Genomic DNA, 18,569 nt, shown 5'->3' on the forward strand with positions numbered 1-18,569 from the left:
GTGTGGTCGGTGGACGCTGAAGTGCTCAGCCGATATCGGCGCAGTGCAGGCCGAATTGACCGCGGGCGCGGTCCTCGAAATAGCGTTCCAGCGTCACCCGCACGGTGCGGAACGCCAGGTCGTGCCAGGGAATGTCCTGCTGGCGGAACAGCCGGGCCTCGATGGTTTCCGGGCCCGGATCGAACACCGTGTCCAGCAAGGCCGCACGGTAGAAGACATGCACCTGACCGACCTTGACCACGTTCAGGACCGAGAACAGTCCGTCGAGTTCGATATGGGCGCCGGCCTCCTCGACCGTCTCGCGCACCGCGCCTTCAGCGAGGGTTTCACCGAGTTCCATGAAGCCGGCCGGCAGCGTCCAGAAGCCGTGGCGCGGCTCGATGTTGCGTCGGCACAGCAGGACCTGATCCTCCCAGAAGGGAACCGTTCCCACCACGTTGAGCGGATTTTCGTAGTGGATCGTGGCGCAGGCCGTGCAGGTGGCACGCTCTCGATTGTCGTCGGCGGGGATCTGGTAGAGGACCTGAGACCCGCACTCCCGGCAGTGCTTGATACGTCGCGGCAGTAGCATCCCGGCAGTGTATCGCCTGCTTCGCATGGCATGATCTGAAACAAACGGTGCGAACAAAGAGGAGCCATCCACCATGGAGCTTTACAGCTATTTCCGTTCGTCTGCCTCATTTCGGGTGCGCATTGCGCTGGCGCTCAAGTCGCTCCCGTATGACTACAGGACGGTGCATCTGGTGCGCAACGAGCAGACCGGCCCGGCGTTCGCGGCCGTGTCGCCGCAGCGCCTGGTGCCGCTGCTGAAGGACGGCGAGGCCACGCTCACGCAGTCGATGGCGATCATCGAATACCTCGACGAGGTCTACCCCGAGCCGCCGCTGATGCCCGCCGATCCGCTGGGCCGCGCGCGGGTGCGCTCGCTGTCCCAGGACATCGCCTGCGAGATCCACCCGCTCGACAACCTGCGGGTGCTGCGCTACCTGGTCAAGGAACTCGGCGCCAGCGAGGACGCCAAGAACGCCTGGTACCGGCACTGGGTCGAAGTCGGTCTGGAGGTGGTGGAGCGTCAGCTCTCCGAGCAGCCCGCGACCGGCACGTTCTGCCATGGCGACACGCCCACGATGGCCGACTGCCTGCTCGTGCCGCAGATCTTCAACGCCCAGCGCTTCGACTGCCGCCTGGACCATGTCCCCACGGTCATGCGCATCTTCGAGAACTGCATGCGGCTGCCGGCCTTCCTGGCGGCGCAACCCTCGGCGTGCCCGGATGCCGATGCCTGAGCGTCTCGACGAACTCGCACCCGCCGACTGGTGGCGGCCACGGTTCTCCCACCCCCGTGTCGGGGCGGTGATGACGGCACGCTCCGGCGGCGTCAGCCAGCCGCCGTTCGATGCCTTCAACCTGCGGGATGGTCTGGGTGACGATCCCGTGGCGGTCGCGGCCAACCGGGCCTTGCTGCAGGAGATCGTCGGCCGGCCGACGCGGCTGCTGTCGCAGGTGCACGGCGTGGCGGTGCACCTGCTGGAGTCGATGGCCGAGCCGCCCGCGACACCCCCGGTGGCGGATGCGGTCGTGACCGCTTCGTCGGCCGTGGCCTGCGAGATCCAGGTGGCCGATTGCCTGCCGGTGCTGTTCGCGCATGTCGGCGGGCGGGCCGTCGGGGCTGCGCATGCCGGGTGGCGCGGTCTGGCTGGCGGCGTGCTGGAGGCCACGCTGGCGCATGTCCGTGCGCTGGCCGATGCGTCGGCGGGGGACATCGAATGCTGGCTCGGCCCGTGCATCGGACCGACGCGCTTCGAGGTCGGTGCCGATGTGCTGCTGGCCTTCGGTGCTTCGCCCGAACAGCCGGGCGCGTGTTTCCGGCCGGCTCGGCCGGGCAAGTGGCTGGCCGATCTGCCGGCACTCGCCCGACAGCGGCTGGCGGCCGCCGGTGTGCAGCAGATGGCGGGCAACAGCGGCGCGCCGGACTGGTGCACGCTGGGCCACCCGCAGCGCTGCTTCTCCTACCGGCACGCGCCGCGCACCGGACGGATGGCGGCGCTGGTCTGGCTGCGCTGAACGGTCGAACGAGCGATCAGCCCGGCGGGGTCCCCTCCGGGCCGGTGACGGTGGCCGTTGCTGTGTCGTCTTTCTGCGTCGATTCTTTGGCCTGACGCGCCTTGCGGCGCATGGGCGTTCCCATCAGGTACATCACCAGCGCGAGCGGGCCGATGCCGTAGAGCAGCAGCGTGAATACCGCGCCGAGTATGGTCCCGTGGGGATTCGTGGCTTCTGCCAGTGCCATCATCAACGTGACATAAAGCCACGCAATTGCGACCAAGTACATGGGGATTTCCCGTTATCTGTTGCAACGCAGTTAGCAAGGTGGCTGTATGGATGCGGCATGCATAATGCCTTCAAATGCAGTATTCCATGCACCGGAGGAGATGAATGAACCCGTTTGGCAAGTCCATGTTCACTGCACCCGAGCTGGGGCAGGACGTCGCAGGTCTGTTGAAGACCCTTTCGCAACTGCAGATCCCGCAGGCCGATCTTGCCCGTATCCAGGGGGAGTACCTGCGCAGTGCCAGCGAACTGTGGAACAGCAGCCTGGGGGCAGGCGGGAAGGTGACGCTGCCCAAGGACCGCCGGTTCTCCGCCCCTGAATGGAGCGACAACCCGCTGGCCGGGTTCGCCGCGGCGACCTACCTGCTCAATGCCCGCACGCTGATGGAACTGTCCGACGTGGTGCAGGGCGATGACAAGACCCGTGCGCGCATCCGCTTCGCCGTGCAGCAGTGGGTCGATGCCGCCGCACCGTCCAATTACCTTGCACTCAATCCCGAGGCGCTGAAGAAGGCCGTCGAGACCAAGGGCGAGAGCCTGACGCAGGGCATGCAGCACCTGCTCGGTGACCTGAAGCAGGGCCATGTGTCGCAGACCGACGAATCGCTGTTCGAGGTGGGCCGCAACGTGGCCACCACCGAAGGCGCCGTGGTGTTCGAGAACGAGCTGTTCCAGCTGATCGAATACAAGCCGCTGACGGCACAGGTGTTTGACAAGCCGATGCTGTTCGTGCCGCCATGCATCAACAAGTTCTACATCCTCGACCTGCAGCCCGACAACTCGGTCATCCGCTACACGGTCGAACAGGGCCACCGCCTGTTCGTCGTGAGCTGGCGCAACCCGACCGATGACATGGCGGCCACGACGTGGGACGACTACATCGAGAACGCGGTCCTCAAGGCCATCAGCGTCACGCAGGAGATCACCGGTGCGGAGACGCTGGACATGCTGGGCTTCTGCGTGGGCGGCACCATCCTGTCCACCGCGCTGGCCGTGCTGGCGGCGCGCGGCGAGCACCCCGCGGCGAGTCTGACGCTGCTGACCACGCTGCTCGACTTCAGCAGCACGGGCATCCTGGACATCTTCGTCGACGAAGGCTCGGTCCGGTTGCGCGAGATGACGATCGGGCCGGATGCCCCGCAGGGCCCTGGCATGCTGCGTGGCAAGGAACTGGCGAGCACCTTCAGCTTCCTGCGTCCGAACGATCTGGTCTGGAACTATGTCGTCGGCAACTACCTGAAGGGCGAGACGCCGCCGCCGTTCGACCTGCTGTACTGGAACTCCGACAGCACCAACCTGCCCGGTGCGATGTACTGCTGGTACCTGCGCAATACCTACCTGCAGGACCAGCTGAAGGTGCCCGGTGCCCTGACCGTGTGTGGTGAACAGGTCGATCTCGGCGCGATCAAGGCACCGGTCTATCTCTATGCGTCGCGTGAAGACCACATCGTGCCGTGGGACTCTGCATTCCTGAGCACGCGCATCTTCAAGAGCCCGTACCGCTTCGTGCTGGGCGCATCCGGTCACATCGCGGGTGTCGTCAATCCGCCGGCCAAGAAGAAGCGCAACTACTGGATCAATGCGGCTCCGGCCGCCTCGGCCGACGCCTGGCTGGACACCGCCACCAGCCAGCCTGGAAGCTGGTGGACCGACTGGTCCGAGTGGCTGGCCGGCCATGCAGGCAAGAAGAAGGCCGCCCCCAAGTCCTTCGGCAGCCGCAAGTACAAGGCGATCGAGCCGGCGCCGGGTCGGTACGTCAAAGCCAAGGTCTGATTGTCGGTTCGACGACAGTCTGAGATAGAGTGTCGGCGTCCCTGGACGCTTGAACCGACTTCTAGTTTTTGTATTTGGAGAGAATTGCATGACTGACATCGTCATCGTCGCTGCGGCGCGTACCGCCGTTGGAAAATTTGGCGGGAGCCTGTCCAAGACCGCTGCGCCCGAACTTGGCGCCACGGTCGTGCGCGCGCTGCTGCAGCGCTCGGGCCTGTCCGGCGAGCAGATCGGCGAGCTGATCTTCGGCCAGGTGCTGACGGCCGGCTCGGGCCAGAACCCCGCCCGCCAGACGGTCATCAAGTCGGGTCTGCCGCAAGGCGTGCCAGCCATGACCATCAACAAGGTCTGCGGCTCCGGCCTGAAGGCCGTGATGCTGGGTGCCCAGGCCATCCGCGACGGCGACAGCGAGATCGTCATTGCCGGTGGCCAGGAAAACATGAGCATGAGCCCGCACGTGCTGGCTGGCTCGCGCGATGGCCAGCGCATGGGCGACTGGAAGATGGTCGACTCCATGATCGTCGACGGCCTGTGGGATGTGTACAACCAGTACCACATGGGCACGACCGCCGAGAACATCGCCAGGAAGTACGGCGTGACCCGCGAGATGCAGGATGCGCTGGCGCTGGGCTCGCAGCAGAAGGCCGCCGCCGCCCAGGAAGCCGGCAAGTTCAAGGACGAGATCGCCGCCGTGTCGATCCCGCAGCGCAAGGGCGATCCGGTCGTCTTCGACAGCGACGAGTTCATCAACCGCCGATCCACGGCTGAAGCGCTGGCCGGGTTGCGCCCTGCGTTCGACAAGACGGGCAGCGTCACGGCCGGCAATGCCTCCGGTCTGAACGACGGTGCTGCGGGTGTCGTGCTGATGTCGGCCGCCAAGGCGGCTGCCCTCGGCCTGACGCCGCTGGCCCGCATCGCCAGTTACGCCAGCGCCGGTCTGGACCCCGCCTTCATGGGCATGGGCCCGGTTCCCGCTGCGCGCAAGGCGCTGCAGCGCGCCGGCTGGTCGCCGGCCGACCTCGACCTGCTCGAAATCAACGAAGCCTTTGCCGCACAAGCCTGCGCTGTCCACCAGGAAATGGGCTGGGACACCAGCAAGGTCAACGTCAACGGCGGCGCCATCGCCATCGGTCACCCGATCGGTGCATCCGGTTGCCGGATTCTCGTCACGCTGCTGCACGAGATGCAGCGGCGCGATGCCAAGAAGGGCATCGCCTCGCTGTGCATCGGCGGCGGCATGGGTGTGGCGCTCACGGTCGAGCGCTGAGTTTTCAGAGTTCCCAGTTAGCAGGGGCCGAACACGGGCCTGAAGCCTGTCCATCGGGGACAGGCTCGAATCAGTAGGAGAGACAACATGACTCAGAAAGTTGCTTACGTCACTGGCGGCATGGGTGGCATTGGAACCGCGATCTGCCGTCGCCTGCACAAGGAAGGCTTCAAGGTCATCGCCGGTTGCGGCCCGACCCGCGACGCGCAGAAGTGGCTGGATGAGCAGGCCGCGGCCGGCTACACCTTCTACGCTTCGGTGGGCAATGTGGCGAGCTGGGACTCGACGGTCGATGCCTTCGAGCGCGCCAAGGCCGAGCACGGCATCATCGACGTGCTGGTCAACAACGCCGGCATCACCAAGGACCGCATGTTCCTGAAGATGACCCGCGACGACTGGGACGCTGTCATCGACACCAACCTGAACAGCATGTTCAACGTCACCAAGCAGGTGGTCGCGGACATGGTCGCCAAGGGCTGGGGCCGGATCATCCAGATCAGCTCGGTCAATGGCGAAAAGGGCCAGTCCGGCCAGACCAACTACTCGGCCGCCAAGGCCGGCATGCACGGCTTCACGATGGCCCTGGCCCAGGAAATGGCCAGCAAGGGTGTCACGGTCAACACCGTGAGCCCCGGCTACATCGGCACCGACATGGTCCGCGCGATCAAGCCGGAAGTGCTGGAAAAGATCGTCGCCACCATCCCGGTGAAGCGCCTGGGCACGCCGGAAGAAATCGGCTCCATCGTCGCCTGGCTGGCCGGCGATGACTCGGGCTTCACGACCGGTGCGGACTTCAGCTGCAACGGCGGCCTGCACATGGGCTGATCGGTCTCCGGCCACTTGCAGGCCGGTTTTGCCGACTCCAGAACCGGGCTTGCCCGGTTTTTTTCATTGCACGGCGATCAGCGCATCCAGTGCGGCGCAGACCTCGCGCATGCTGCCGCTGATGCGCACGCGCTGGTGGTCTTGCGGGTCGATGCACAGGTGCACGCCGTCGGATTCAGTCGGTGACCGTGACCGTGCATCGCTGGCGGGTACCCTGGCCGACGGAGCGATTGCCTGCAGTTCGTCGAGCACGGTGTCGATGGCCGCGGACGCTGCAGGGCAGGGTCGGCCGAACGTTGGGCGCGGCGACTGGTTCATGAACAGTGCCATCCCGCTGTCGGTGCGGTGGCCAGTGCCGGGGCGCCGGATGGACATCTCGCGCGATGGTGGCAGTGTCGTGCGCAGGATGTGGCCGGGGATCGACTCGCGCCGCGCTGCACGTCGCTGAAGCAACTGGGCAAGCAGTGGATGCATGAAGGACCTCCTGGAGGTCGACGGATCGGGCGCATGCCAGATCTATCGACCAGCGATGGGTTGACTTGACCGCACAATGCCCCGCCCGGACGCGCGCTCCGGTGCGTGGCCCTCGTGGCAGGGGATCGAGCGGTCCCGCTAGCTCAGCAGCGTGTTGCGGATCAGGCCGACCGCCAGCCCTTCCAGGCTGAAGTCGGTGCTGTCCGCAGGCACCCGGATGGTCTGGAAATCAGGGTTCTCTGGGATCAGCTCGATGCAGGAAGCCGTGCGCCTGAACCGCTTGACCGTCACCTCGTCGCCCAGGCGGGCCACGACGATCTGGCCATTCTTGGCATCGCTGGTCTTCTGGACCGCCAGCAGGTCGCCATCCAGGATGCCGGCGTCTCGCATGCTCATGCCGCGGACCTTGAGCAGGTAGTCCGGCTTGCGAGCGAACAGGTAGGACTCGACGTTGAACGTCCGCTCGATGTGTTCCTGCGCCAGGATCGGACTGCCTGCCGCGACCCGGCCCACCAGCGGCAGACTCAGCGACAGCGGACCGGCCGGAATGGCATCACGGGCGGTCTCGTCGACGCCGCGCATCCGCGACGCGTTGAGGCGGCGCAATGTGTCAGACTTGACGCGGATGCCTCGCGAGGTGCCACTGACCAGATCGATGACGCCCTTGCGTGCCAGGGCCCTGAGGTGCTCCTCGGCGGAGTTCGGCGAGCGGAATCCCAGTTCGGATGCGATCTCGGCGCGTGTCGGTGGTGCGCCTGTTCGTTCGATTGATCGCAGGATCAGCTCCAGGATCTGCTGCTGTCGGTCGGTGAGCTTGGGGCTGTCGTCCACGGATTCCTCGCTAGGTGGTGACGTTGGCGGCGCATGGACTGGTCAAACATCCAGCGCCTGTATTTTTATCCAGCCATTTGCAAATGACAAGCACAGATTCGAATTCGAGCTTCCATGCTCTGCCGCGGCGCATTGTCGTGCTGGGCACTGGCGGAACCATTGCCGGGCAGGCTGCCAGTGCCGACGACAACGTGGGTTACACCGCCGGTCAGGTCGCGGTGGCACAGCTGCTGGGTGCTGTGCCAGCCCTGCGCCGCCGCAGCGAGGAAGGCTGGTCGATCGAGTCGGAACAGGTGGCCCAGATCGACAGCAAGGACATGAGCCACGCCGTCTGGCGGCGGCTTGCCGAGCGGGTGCAGGTTCACCTGGACCGTCCGGAGGTCGATGGCATCGTCGTCACCCACGGCACGGACACGCTGGAGGAGACCGCTTACCTGCTGCAGCGCGTGCTGGCGCCCGCCAAGCCGGTGGTGCTGACGGCCGCGATGCGCCCGGCCAGCGCGAGCCAGCCCGACGGTCCGCAGAATCTGGCGGATGCCGTCACGGTTGCCGGTCTGGACGGCGCGCGGGGGGTGGTGGCGGTGCTGGCAGGCAAGGTCTGGCTGGGCGGGGAGGTGCGCAAGGTGCATCCCTACCGGCCGGATGCCTTCGATGCCGGCGATGCCGGGCCGCTCGGGCATGTCGAGGAAGGCCGTCTGCGCGTGCTGCGCGACTGGCCGACTGGAACGCCGCTGGGTCTGCAGGTGCTCGCGGCGGACATCTGGCCGGAAGTGCAGATTGTCGTGAGCCACGCTGGCGCCGACGGCCGGGTGGTGGACCTGCTCATGGAGGCCGGGGTGCAGGGGCTGGTGGTCGCGGCCACCGGCAATGGCACGGTGCACCAGGAACTGCAGACGGCCCTGCTGCGGGCGCAGTCTGCCGGTGTGGCCGTGGTGCGGGCCTTGCGCGGTGGCTCCGGCTGCATCGTGCCGACCGGACATGATCTGGTCCCCGATGCCGGCGCGCTCACCGCGGTGCAGGCCCGCGTGGAAATCCTGCTCCGGCTGCTGTCACGCCGGGCGTGAAGCGTGGCGGCGGCCGGGCAGGTACCGACCGATCAGAGCACGTTCAGCGTGACGTCGATGTTGCCGCGGGTGGCGTTCGAGTACGGGCAGACGATGTGGGCGGCCTGGACGATCGCTTCGGCGGTTGCACGGTCGACGCCCGGGATGCTGACGTTGAGCGTCACCTGGATGCCGAAGCCGGTCGGGATCGGGCCGATGCCGACTTCCGAGGCGATCGAGGTGGTCGCGGGCAGGGCGACCTTCTTCTGGCCGGCGACGAACTTCATCGCGCCGATGAAGCACGCGGCATAGCCGGCCGCGAACAGCTGCTCGGGGTTGGTGCCGGCGCCATCGTCGCCGCCCAGGCCCTTCGGCACGGACAGCTTGACGCTCAGGCGGTTGTCGTCGGTGGTGGCGCCGCCGTCACGACCTCCGGTGGCAGTGGCGCGGGCGGTGTAGAGCACTTTGTCGAGGGACATGGTGGGGTCTTTCAGGGTTTCAGGGCGGGGTGGGGACATTGAGGGGACACGGTGATCTGGCCTTCCGTCTGGGCGAGCGCCTGGCGCAGGCGGTGCAGTTCACCGGTGAGGGCACCGATCTCGTCGAGCGAGCAACCGGCGGCGGCCGCCAGCTGGGGAGGAATGGCCAGCGCCTGTTCGCGCAGTGCACGGCCCGCCTCGGTGAGGTGGACCTGGACACGCCGCTCGTCGTCGCGGCTGCGCTGGCGGCGGAGGTGTCCCGCGGCTTCGAGGCGCTTGAGCAGCGGGGTGAGGGTGCCGGAGTCGAGCGACAGGGCTTCGCCCAGCTCGCCGACGCTGCGGCCGTCGCGCTGCCACAGGGCCAGCATCACCAGGTATTGCGGGTAGGTCAGCCCGAGCGGCTCCAGCAGCGGCCGGTAACGCCTGGTCATTGCCAGCGAGGCGGTGTACAGCGCAAAGCACAACTGCCGGTCGAGGGCGAGCCAGTCGCGGCTCGGACGGTCGGGTGCCTCGTGGCGGGTGCTGTCGCTGGGATGGGTGTTCATGATGTGTGCAGTTTAATTGCACACAATACAATTGCTGGAAATGTGGTCTTGTCCGGTTCTGCCCGGATCGACACCCGCTCAGCGGGCGGCTGATTCAGGCCAGGTCGCCAGCACCACGCCGAGCATGGCCAGTGCGAACGCCTGCGCCTGCGCCGTGCTGAACGACTCGCCCAGCAGCAGCACGCCCACGGCAGCGGCCGACACCGGCAGCATCACCGTGAACACCCCCGCCCGCGCGGCGGGCACGTGGCGCAGGCCGGTCATCCACAGCCACACCGTCACCACGCTGGCGGCCAGGGCATAGAACAGCAGCAGCATCCAGGTCGGCTGCGTGACCGCGGTGAAGTCGAACGACAGGGCCTGCCACAGGCCGAACGGCGTGACCAGTGCCAGGCCCCACAGGTTCACCAGTGCGCTGATGCGGCGCGGGCCGATGCGGCCAGACAGCCGCTTGCCGATCACGACGTAGCTGGCCTCGCAGACCACCGCGCCGACCAGCAGCAGATTGCCCGTCAGTGTGCTGGTGCTGGTGGTGCCTGGCACATCGGCGACGCCGTGCCGACTCCAGGACACCAGCGCAATGCCCGCCACGGCACAGGCGATGCCGGCAAGAACGCGCCCGGTGAGCCGTTCACCCAGGAACACCCGCGACATCAGCGCGACCACCCCCGGCAGCGCCGCCATGATCACGCCGGCGGCGAGCGCCGTGCTCATGGCCACGCCATACAGCATGCAGATCGAGAACAGGAAGTTGCCGAGGAAGCTCTCGAAGAAGAGCAGCACGCGGTCGTGGCGCGCGAGGGGTGTTTCGCTGGCCGGACGACGCACCCAGCCGGCCATCGCCACCGCGGCGATGCCGAAGCGCAGCCAGGCCAGCAGGAAGATCGGAAAGACGGCGACCAGCAGCTTGGACAGCCCGACGTAGCTGCCGACCAGCGCCATGCTGCCTGCCAGACAGATGTAGGACCAGCGCAGCGGCGCGGCGGGGAAACTCTCGGTAGAAGATGTCATGTTGATCAAGCACAATCCCGCGCCTTGAATGTATCTATGTGTCTGTTCGTGAAGCAGTGTTGCGCTGCAGCCGGGATGCCAGTGTGAAAACGAGAAACAGCCGTCCGGATGGTACCTGTGCAGAGGCCGCGCCTGTGGCCGGTGTGGCCGCCGGAGCCGGTCGGCGGTCGGTGCCGTGGCTGCCCGAAGGGGGGCTGCGGTGGGCGGTCTCGGCGCGTGGGCTGATCCACCCCCCGCTGCTGGCCGCAGGGCTGGTGCTGGTCTGGGTGCTGGTGGCCTGGTGGACCAACACGGCGCAGTACGGGGACCACTTCGAGCAGCTGTCCTGGGCACAGTCGATGGAGTGGGGCTACCACAAGCACCCGCCGCTGCCGAGCTGGCTGCTGGCCGCCGCGATCCGCGTGGGGGGGCTGCATGCGTGGTGGCCATCCGTGCTGGCCGGGGGCTGCATTGCCCTGAACCTGGTACTGACCTGGCGCATTGCGTGCTGGCTGATCGGCGAGGACCGTGCAGGGCTGGCCGTGCTGTTCGCCGGCTTGCAGCAGGGCTTCATGGGCAAGGCGCAGCTGTTCAACCACAACTCGGTGCTGGTGGTCTGCGTGTCGGCGGTCGTGTTGCTGGCGCTGCGGGCCACGCAGCTGGAGGCAGCGCGTCCGGCGCGGCAGCAGACCCTGCGCTGGGCACTGGTCGGTGTGGTGGCCGGGCTGGCGATGCTGTCGAAATACCAGGCCGCGCTGCCGCTGATCGGCGTGGTGGTGGCGATGTGGCGCTCGGGTGCGCTGGCGCGTCCCGCGAATCGCCAGGGGCTGGCGCTGGCGGTGGTGATCGCGCTGCTGATGCTGGCACCGCACGTGGCCTGGGTGGCCACGCACGGCTGGAGCACGGTGGCCTACGCGACGCAGTCGGGGGTGTCCCAGTCCGCTGGCGAGCGCCTGGCCGGGGTGGTCAAGTTTCTGGTGATCCAGCTGCGGGTGCTGTCGCCGGCGCTGCTGATGCTGGCGCTGGTGGCCGGCTGGTCCGGCCGGCGCGGGACGGACAGGGCGGCCCGGATGCCCCAGCCCGTGCGCGGCGACGACCGTCCGGCACCGCAGTGGATCTGGCTGTCCAGCCTGCTGGGTGTGCCGGTGGCGGGCGTGCTGGTGGCGGCATTGATGGGGGGGCTGCGCCTGCAGGACCACTGGGGCATCCAGACCTTCCAGTTCATGGGCCTCGTGGCGGCTGCGCTCTGGCCCTGGCCGGTGCGGCCGGCGTGGCGTCGCTGCGTGGCGGTGGCGCTGGTGCTGCACGGCGTGTTCTTGCTGGCCCATTCCGCGCCGCGCTGGACGGACATGGCCCGTTCGACCAGAGCCCGTGTCGACGAGTTCTACCCGGCCCGCGCCATGGCCGATGCCATGCGCGCGCAGTGGCTGGCCGCCGTGCCCGCGGGTTGCACGCTGCGCTATGTGCGTGGTCCGGGATTCGAGGCCGGCATCATCGGGCTCTATGCGCCCGAGCATCCGGCCGTGGTGGACGACAACCTGCTGCACACGCCGTGGCTGCAGCTGGCGGACTTCGCCGAGGCGGGGCATCTCGCGGTTCGGCTCGGCACGCCGCCGGAGCTGGACGACTGGTCGTCCGGTCCGGTGTTGCGGGGGGAGTTCAGTTTTGATGTCCCGGCGCAGCGGCAAGCACCGCACCAGACGCTCCACTGGATGATCGTTCCGCCAGCACGTTGCGCAGCGCCGTGATCTGCAGCCCGGACCGGGCGAGGTCCTCCGGCAGGGTGTCGGATTGCCAGACGCGCCATTCGACCTGGCGGGCCGTGCCGATGACATCGCCGGCCGGCGCATGGCTGGCCGGGTGGCACATCAGCAGATCACCGTCCTGCGCCAGGGCGAACCAGCGTTGCAGCAAGGCCCGGTAACCCGCCGCGTCGGTGTCGAAGCCGTAGACGCCAAGCAGGTGGGCGTTGGACTGCCAGCCACGCCGGGCCGCGCCGCGTTGCAGTTCCACCGCACCCAGCCACGAGATCACGTCGGCCTTGCGCCGCAGCGGCAGGTCGGCACCGGCGGGGGCCCGGCTGGCGCGCAGCCACGGCCGGCGGGCGGTGTCCGGGTAGCGCGCCTCCAGTGCCTCCAGCAGCACGCTGCGGACCTGGGCCAGCTGGTGCACGTGCTGGTGTCCGTCCACATGGTCCGGCGCCGCGCCCCAGCCGGCCTCGAACCGGTCCAGCTGCTGCTCGATCCGGCGCCGCAGGGCGCGTGCGTCGAACAGGTGCAGCCCGGCACGCAGGATCACGCGCGGCAACGGCTCGCCCGCGGTGCCCGGCAGGGCTTCGGTCAGGTTCAGGTGCAGGCCGACATCGACCGGGTGCGTGCGGGCGGCGTCGCGCAGCGCGGGGGCACTGGCGGGCCAGGTCGGGCCATCGCTCATCACGCTGACGGCGCTGATGCGGCCGGCGCGTGCGAGCTGCGTGCTGGCCTCGTCGATGCCGGCATGCAGGCCGTAGTCATCGACACAGACCGCCAGGCGCTTGCAGGGTCGGGGGGAGGCTAGGATGTCGGGCATGTCGAAAGATCGTTGGCAAGGCGTGCGCTTCATCGCCGTGGGGACCACCGCGGCTGCGGTGCATTGGGGCGTCGTGCGCCTGACCGTGGAGTCCATGGAGGTGGCGCCGCTGGTGGCCAACGTGGCGGGCTGGATGATCGCATTCGTCGTGTCCTTCAGCGGCCACCGGTTCTGGACCTTCGGCGCGACCACCGGGGTCGGCACCGGACAGAGTCTGTGGCGCTTTGTCCTGGTGTCCGGCACCGGGTTCGCCGTCAACGAGGTCTGCTACGCCGCGCTGCTGCGCGCTGGCGGCCTGCGTTACGACCTGGCGCTCGGCGTGGTGCTGGTCGGGCTGGCGGTGGCGACCTTCGTGGTCAGCCGGCTGTGGGTGTTTCGGGCGGCGTCGCCGGGGTGATGCCACCGCCCTGTGGCAGACCTTCGCCCAGGTGGCGGTGCACGATGTAGAGCGGGCGCCCCTTGACCTCCTCGTAGATCCGGGCGATGTATTCGCCGAGCACGCCGAGGCTGAGCAGCTGCACGCCGGAGAACAGCATGGTGCTGACCACGATGGTGGTCCAGCCGGACACCTCGGCACCGAACAGCCAGTAGTCCAGCACCAGATAGCCGCCGTAGCCGAACGCGAGCAGCGCCAGGTTCACGCCGAGCACGCTGGAGGCCCGCAGCGGCCAGGTCGTGAACGCCGTCATGCCGCTCAGCGACAGGCTGACGAGGCTGTGCAGGTTGTAGTGGCTCTGGCCGCTGGCGCGTGCCTTGGGCGTGTAGGGCAGCTCTTCCGAGCGGAAGCCGACCCAGGCGTACATGCCCTTCATGAAACGGTTGTGCTCCGGCAGCGACTTGAGCGCGTCGACCACATGGCGGTCGAGCAGCCGGAAATCGCCTGCGTCTGCGGGAATCGTCACCCGCGGATGCGTGGCGTTGAGCATCCGGTAGAACAGCCGCGTGAAGGTGCGCTTGAACCAGGGCTCGTCGCTGCGGTCCCGGCGGCGCGCGTAGACCACGTCGATGCCGTGTTTCCAGCGCTGCAGCATGGTGGGGACCAGTTCGGGTTCGTGCTGCAGGTCGGCGTCCATCAGCACCACGGCCTGCCCGCGTGCGGCGTCGAGGCCGGCGCTCAGGGCCGCTTCCTTGCCGAAATTGCGGGACAGCAGCAGCGCGCGCACCCGTGGCTCCCGCACCGACCAGTGCGCCAGTTGCAGCGCGGTGTTGTCCCGGCTGCCGTCGTCGACCAGCACGATTTCCCAGACCATGCCCAGCGTGTTCAAGGTGGCGACACAGCGCGCCAGCAGCGCGTCCAGGTTGTCGGCCTCGTTGTAGCAGGGGATGACGAGGCTGATGCTGCTGCAGAGACGTTCCACCCGGTCAACCACCCTTCAGCGCAGCCTGCTGTTCCTGCTGCAGGCGCCGCTCGCGCAGCGCGATCATGTAGCTCGACACCACGACGAACACCGCCACCACCACGATCACGACCGTGGCCAGCGCGTTCACCGTCGGGTCCAGACCCAGCCGGGCGCGCGAGAAGATCACCAGCGGCAGCGTGGTCGAGCCGGGTCCCGACAGGAAGGCCGACATCACCACGTCGTCCAGCGACAGCGTGAAGGTCAGCAGCCACGCCGCCAGCATCGACTGCGCGATCATCGGCAGCGTGACGAGGAAGAACACCTGCAGCGGACGGGCGCCGAGGTCCTGCGCGGCTTCCTCGAACTGCGGGTTCAGGTCGCGCAGACGCGCCGCGATCACGACCGTCGCGTAGGCCATGCCGACCAGCATGTGGCCGATCCAGATCGTCACGATGCCGCGTTCGGGCACGCCGAACAGCCGCTGCATCGACACCAGCATCAGCAGCAGCGACAGCCCGACGATCACCTCCGGCATCACCAGCGGCGCATTCACCATGCCGGAAAACAGCGTGCGGCCGGGGAAGCGCGGGTAGCGCTCCAGCGTGAAGGCGGCCAGCGTGCCGAGGATGACGGCGCCGGTGGCGGTGGCGGTGGCGATCTGCAGCGACAGGAACAGGCCGTTGCGGATGGCCTCGTCCTCGACCAGCTTCTCGTACCAGCGCAGCGAGAAGCCGGCCCAGACATTGGGCACGGGCGAGTCGGTGAAGCTGTAGACCACCAGCGCGATGATGGGCAGGTAGAGGAAGACGAAGCCGGCGGTCAGCCAGATCCGGCTCGTCCAGCGTCCGGCGGGGGTGATGATCACTGGGCGGCTCCCTGCGACTGGTTGCGGTTGAAGATCGCCAGGGGCACGAGGATCAGCAGCACCATCGTCACGGCCACGCTCGACGCCATCGGCCAGTCGTTGTTGCTGAAGAACTCGTCCCACAGCACGCGGCCGATCATCAGCGTCTCCGGTCCGCCGAGCAGCTCGGGGATCACGTATTCGCCGACGCAGGGGATGAACACCAGCATGGCGCCGGCGATGATGCCGCCCTTGGACAACGGCACCGTGATGCGCCAGAACGCCTGCCACGGCGTTGCACCCAGGTCCTGCGCGGCCTCCAGCAGGCGCAGGTCGAGCTTGGACAGCGTGCCATACAGCGGCAGGATCATGAACGGCAGGTAGGTGTAGACCATGCCCAGGATCAGCGAGAAGGGCGTGTACATGTATTGCCCCTCGGCCGAGATCAGCCCCAGTGGCAGCAGCACCTGGTCGGCGTGGAGGGTGTTCAGGAAGGTGCCGACCCAGCCGGTCTCGGTGTCCAGCAGTCCTTTCCAGGCGTAGACCCGCAGCAGGAAACTGGTCCAGAACGGCAGCATCACGCCCATCAGCAGCAGCGGTTGCACCGTCGCGGGCGAGCGCGCCATGAAATACGCGAACGGGTAGCCGATGAACAGGCAGACCGCGGTCGTGATGCCGGCGTACAGCAGCGACTGGCCGTAGGTCGCCAGGTACAGGTCGTCCTGCAGGATGGTGAGGAAGTTCTGAAGCTTGAGCTTCATGAACAGCTCGTTGTTCGCGAAGGTGAACAGGTCGCTGACCCGCGCCCCGTCCATCTCCGCGAAGCTGATGCGCAGCACGATGAGGAAGGGCAGCAGGAAGAACACCAGCAGCCACACGAGTGGCGTGCCGATGACGAGGCTGCGCCCGCTCGCGAGGGTGCGCAGGCGCTGCAGGGTGGGGGCGATGGCCATGCTCAGCTCCGGCAGCAGATCATTGGGTCAGCACGACCTGGGACGACGGCAGCCAGTGCGCCCAGACCTGGTCCCCCCAGGTCAGTGCCCCCTGCCGGTCGCGCGAGTCGTTCTCGACGCTGACCTTCAGGCGCGCACCGCTGGCGAGTTCCAGGTGGTAGAGCGTCGTGTCACCGAAATAGGACATCTCCTTGACCTTGCCGGCGACGCGGTTCATGTCGCCGGGCGTGTTCTCGGGGCGGTCCTTGCTCAGGTGGATCTTCTCGGGGCGCACGGCCACCGTCACCGGCTGGCCGAGGTAGCCCGTGATGCCATGGCCGATGTAGTGCGTGTAGTCGGCACACTGCACATGCACATGGTCCGCCTCGTCGACCGTGATCGTGCCGTCGGCGAGGTTGACGTTGCCGATGAAGTCGGCGACGAAGCGGGTGGTCGGCGTCTCGTAGATGTCGGACGGGCTGCCGACCTGCAGGAAGCGGCCCTCGCTCATCACCGCGATGCGCGAGGCCATGGTCATTGCCTCTTCCTGGTCGTGGGTCACCATCACGCAGGTCACGCCGACCGTCTCGATGATGTTGACCAGCTCGATCTGCGTGGCCTCGCGCAGCTTCTTGTCGAGCGCGCCCAGCGGCTCGTCGAGCAGCAGCAGTTGCGGCCGCTTGGCGAGCGAACGCGCCAGGGCCACCCGTTGCTGCTGGCCGCCGGAGAGCTGGTGCGGCTTGCGCTTGGCCAGCTTGCCGAGCTGGGTCAGGCGCAGCATCTCGTCGACGCGCGCCGTGATCTCGGCCGAGGGCAGGCCGTCGCGGCGCAGCCCGAAGGCGATGTTGTCCCACACCGTCATGTGGGGAAACAGCGCATACGACTGGAACATCATGTTCACCGGGCGCTCGTAGGGCGGCTTGCCCGCGAGGTCCTGCCCGTTGAGCACGATGCGGCCGGAGGTCGGCGACTCGAAGCCGGCCAGCATGCGCAGCAGCGTGCTCTTGCCGCAGCCCGACGAGCCGAGCAGGGCGAAGATTTCCCCCTTGGCAATGTCCAGGCTCACCTGGTCCACCGCCCGGAAATCCCCGAACTCCTTCACCACGGAGTCGATCCGCAGGAAGGCGCTGTCCTCCAGTGTCTTGGCCATGTGCGTGTATCCCTGTGACAGTGCGGTGCCCGCGTCAGCGGCCCGCCTTGAAGTTGGTGAAGGTGCGGGTGATCAGCTTGCGGGTGGCCTGGTCGGGCGTGCCGGGCGGGATCATCTTGCCCAGCGCGGCCTCGTCCGGGAACACCGCCGGGTCCTTGGCCAGTTCAGGCTTGACGAACTTCAGCGAGGCCTTGTTCGGGTTGGCGTAGAACACGGTGTTGGTCAGCGAGGCGTGGACTTCCGGCTTCAGGATGTAGTTGATCCACTTGTGCGCGTTCTCGGGATGCTTGGCATCCTTCGGGATGGCCATGGTGTCGAAGAACAGCAAGCCGCCGTTCTTCGGCAGCAGCACTTCCAGGTTCTGCGGCTTCTTGGCCTTCTGCGACTTGTCCTTGGCGATCATGATGTCGCCCGACCAGCCCACCACGGCGCAGATCTGGCCCTTGGCCATCTGGTCGATGTAGTCCGAGCCCGAGCCCACGAAGCGCGTCACCGACGGACGGACCTTCTTGAGCATCTCGCCAGCGGCCTTGTAGTCGTCGGCGTTCTTGCTGTGCGGATCCTTGCCGAGGTAGTTCAGGGCCAGCGGCATGATTTCCGAGGGCGTGTCGAGCACGGCGACGCCGCAGCTCTTGAGCTTGCTGGCGTAGTCGGCGTTGAACACCAAGTCCCAGGCGTTGTCCGGCATCGGCTTGTCGCCCAGCGCCTTCTTCACCTTGTCGACGTTGATGCCGACCGTCGTGTAGCCCCAGAGCCAGTCGACGATGTGGTCGTTGCCCGGGTCCATCTTGGCGAGCTGCGCCTGGATGGCGGGGTCGAGGTTGGCCAGGTTGGGGATCTTGCTCTTGTCGAGCTTCATCAGCAGACCGGCCTCGATCTGCGACTTGGCCCAGTTGGAGCCCGGCACCACGATGTCATAGCCCGTCTTGCCGGCGATCAGCTTGGCGTGCAGCGACTCGTTGCTGTCGAAGAAGTCGTAGCGGACCTTGATGCCCGTTTCCTTCTCGAAGTTCTTGATCGTGTCTTCGGCGATGTAGTCCGACCAGTTGTAGATGTTCAGGACCTTCTCTTCCTCGGCGCGCACGCCCGCCGAGCACAGCACCGCGACAGCGGCGACCAGGACATTCAGGGCCTTGGCGGGCCGGGAGGACAACAGCTTCATGAGTGCTCCAGAAGT

General features: G+C 67.3%; 21 protein-coding genes. 8 read left to right on the plus strand and 13 right to left on the minus strand.

Features of this window, described 5'->3' with window-relative positions; genetic code table 11:
* Positions 1–25: 25 nt before the first annotated feature.
* Positions 26–571: an NUDIX hydrolase gene (locus tag BDD16_RS17570; protein ID WP_179635128.1), complete on the minus strand. Its 546-nt coding sequence runs from the start codon at positions 569–571 to the stop codon at positions 26–28.
* A 73-nt stretch (positions 572–644) separates the two neighbouring features.
* Between BDD16_RS17570 and maiA the strand changes: the two genes are divergently transcribed.
* The gene (maiA, locus tag BDD16_RS17575; protein WP_179635129.1) at positions 645–1,286 is read left to right on the plus strand and encodes a maleylacetoacetate isomerase; all 642 of its coding nucleotides are present in this window, start codon (positions 645–647) and stop codon (positions 1,284–1,286) included.
* A complete protein-coding gene (gene pgeF, locus BDD16_RS17580; RefSeq protein ID WP_310732773.1) occupies positions 1,273–2,064 on the plus strand; it encodes a peptidoglycan editing factor PgeF in 792 nt (263 codons plus the stop codon). The genes maiA and pgeF overlap by 14 nt, the downstream gene beginning before the upstream one ends.
* Positions 2,065–2,080: 16 nt before the next feature.
* On the opposite strand, the gene BDD16_RS17585 is transcribed toward pgeF, so the two are convergent.
* Entirely contained in the window at positions 2,081–2,332 is a 252-nt protein-coding gene (locus tag BDD16_RS17585) for a hypothetical protein (RefSeq protein ID WP_179635131.1), read from the minus strand.
* Between the two features lie 104 nt (positions 2,333–2,436).
* On the opposite strand from BDD16_RS17585, the gene phaC reads away from it, so the two are divergent.
* From phaC to phbB, 3 genes are all read left to right on the plus strand, one after another.
* Positions 2,437–4,104 carry a class I poly(R)-hydroxyalkanoic acid synthase gene (gene phaC / locus BDD16_RS17590; RefSeq protein WP_179635132.1) on the plus strand — a complete coding sequence of 556 codons (1,668 nt, stop codon included), beginning with the start codon at positions 2,437–2,439 and terminating at the stop codon, positions 4,102–4,104.
* An 88-nt stretch (positions 4,105–4,192) separates the two neighbouring features.
* Positions 4,193–5,371, plus strand: a complete 1,179-nt coding sequence (locus tag BDD16_RS17595; protein ID WP_179635133.1) for an acetyl-CoA C-acetyltransferase — start codon at positions 4,193–4,195, stop codon at positions 5,369–5,371.
* Positions 5,372–5,458: 87 nt separating this feature from the next.
* Positions 5,459–6,196: an acetoacetyl-CoA reductase gene (phbB, locus tag BDD16_RS17600; protein WP_179635134.1), complete on the plus strand. Its 738-nt coding sequence runs from the start codon at positions 5,459–5,461 to the stop codon at positions 6,194–6,196.
* Positions 6,197–6,259: 63 nt separating this feature from the next.
* Here phbB and BDD16_RS17605 read toward each other — a convergent pair whose 3' ends face one another.
* Together BDD16_RS17605 and lexA are read right to left on the minus strand one after the other, a co-directional pair.
* The gene (locus BDD16_RS17605) at positions 6,260–6,670 is read right to left on the minus strand and encodes a hypothetical protein (RefSeq protein ID WP_179635135.1); all 411 of its coding nucleotides are present in this window, start codon (positions 6,668–6,670) and stop codon (positions 6,260–6,262) included.
* A 138-nt stretch (positions 6,671–6,808) separates the two neighbouring features.
* Positions 6,809–7,501 (minus strand): transcriptional repressor LexA, encoded by a 693-nt coding sequence (lexA, locus tag BDD16_RS17610; protein WP_179635136.1) that lies wholly within the window; start codon positions 7,499–7,501, stop codon positions 6,809–6,811.
* An 83-nt stretch (positions 7,502–7,584) separates the two neighbouring features.
* Here lexA and BDD16_RS17615 point away from each other — a divergent pair, with 83 nt between their 5' ends.
* Positions 7,585–8,565, plus strand: a complete 981-nt coding sequence (locus tag BDD16_RS17615; RefSeq protein ID WP_179635137.1) for an asparaginase — start codon at positions 7,585–7,587, stop codon at positions 8,563–8,565.
* 32 nt (positions 8,566–8,597) lie between these two features.
* Here the strand turns inward: BDD16_RS17615 and BDD16_RS17620 are convergent, their stop codons facing one another.
* The 3 genes from BDD16_RS17620 to BDD16_RS17630 form a co-directional block, all read right to left on the minus strand.
* Complete coding sequence (locus tag BDD16_RS17620; protein WP_179635138.1) at positions 8,598–9,023, minus strand: organic hydroperoxide resistance protein; 426 nt, start codon at positions 9,021–9,023, stop codon at positions 8,598–8,600.
* Positions 9,024–9,034: 11 nt separating this feature from the next.
* Complete coding sequence (locus tag BDD16_RS17625) at positions 9,035–9,568, minus strand: MarR family winged helix-turn-helix transcriptional regulator (protein WP_179635139.1); 534 nt, start codon at positions 9,566–9,568, stop codon at positions 9,035–9,037.
* Between the two features lie 78 nt (positions 9,569–9,646).
* Complete coding sequence (locus BDD16_RS17630; RefSeq protein ID WP_179635140.1) at positions 9,647–10,579, minus strand: DMT family transporter; 933 nt, start codon at positions 10,577–10,579, stop codon at positions 9,647–9,649.
* An 83-nt stretch (positions 10,580–10,662) separates the two neighbouring features.
* Between BDD16_RS17630 and BDD16_RS17635 the strand changes: the two genes are divergently transcribed.
* On the plus strand, positions 10,663–12,306 hold the full coding sequence (locus tag BDD16_RS17635) for a glycosyltransferase family 39 protein (RefSeq protein ID WP_179635141.1): 1,644 nt from the start codon (positions 10,663–10,665) through the stop codon (positions 12,304–12,306).
* Here the strand turns inward: BDD16_RS17635 and BDD16_RS17640 are convergent.
* Complete coding sequence (locus BDD16_RS17640; RefSeq protein ID WP_179635142.1) at positions 12,218–13,126, minus strand: ChbG/HpnK family deacetylase; 909 nt, start codon at positions 13,124–13,126, stop codon at positions 12,218–12,220. The genes BDD16_RS17635 and BDD16_RS17640 overlap by 89 nt on opposite strands.
* Here BDD16_RS17640 and BDD16_RS17645 point away from each other — a divergent pair.
* Complete coding sequence (locus BDD16_RS17645) at positions 13,125–13,523, plus strand: GtrA family protein (protein ID WP_179635143.1); 399 nt, start codon at positions 13,125–13,127, stop codon at positions 13,521–13,523. The two genes, BDD16_RS17640 and BDD16_RS17645, sit on opposite strands and share 2 nt — an antisense overlap.
* On the opposite strand, the gene BDD16_RS17650 is transcribed toward BDD16_RS17645, so the two are convergent.
* Genes BDD16_RS17650 through BDD16_RS17670 form a run of 5 tightly spaced genes read right to left on the minus strand, consistent with a single transcriptional unit; the run spans position 13,483 to position 18,554 of the window.
* Positions 13,483–14,484, minus strand: a complete 1,002-nt coding sequence (locus BDD16_RS17650) for a glycosyltransferase family 2 protein (RefSeq protein ID WP_310732772.1) — start codon at positions 14,482–14,484, stop codon at positions 13,483–13,485. The two genes, BDD16_RS17645 and BDD16_RS17650, sit on opposite strands and share 41 nt — an antisense overlap.
* A 4-nt stretch (positions 14,485–14,488) precedes the next feature.
* Positions 14,489–15,331, minus strand: coding sequence for an ABC transporter permease subunit (locus BDD16_RS17655; RefSeq protein ID WP_179635145.1), 843 nt, complete (start codon positions 15,329–15,331; stop codon positions 14,489–14,491).
* Positions 15,328–16,263 (minus strand): ABC transporter permease, encoded by a 936-nt coding sequence (locus BDD16_RS17660; protein WP_179635146.1) that lies wholly within the window; start codon positions 16,261–16,263, stop codon positions 15,328–15,330. Before BDD16_RS17660 ends, BDD16_RS17655 begins: the two co-directional genes overlap by 4 nt.
* A gap of 19 nt (positions 16,264–16,282) precedes the next feature.
* Positions 16,283–17,392 carry an ABC transporter ATP-binding protein gene (locus BDD16_RS17665; RefSeq protein ID WP_179635147.1) on the minus strand — a complete coding sequence of 370 codons (1,110 nt, stop codon included), beginning with the start codon at positions 17,390–17,392 and terminating at the stop codon, positions 16,283–16,285.
* A 34-nt stretch (positions 17,393–17,426) separates the two neighbouring features.
* On the minus strand, positions 17,427–18,554 hold the full coding sequence (locus tag BDD16_RS17670) for a polyamine ABC transporter substrate-binding protein (RefSeq protein WP_179635148.1): 1,128 nt from the start codon (positions 18,552–18,554) through the stop codon (positions 17,427–17,429).
* Between the last annotated feature and the right edge of the window lie 15 nt (positions 18,555–18,569).

Origin of the sequence: Sphaerotilus montanus (assembly GCF_013410775.1) — a bacterium.
In the GTDB taxonomy this organism is placed as follows: domain Bacteria; phylum Pseudomonadota; class Gammaproteobacteria; order Burkholderiales; family Burkholderiaceae_C; genus Sphaerotilus; species Sphaerotilus montanus.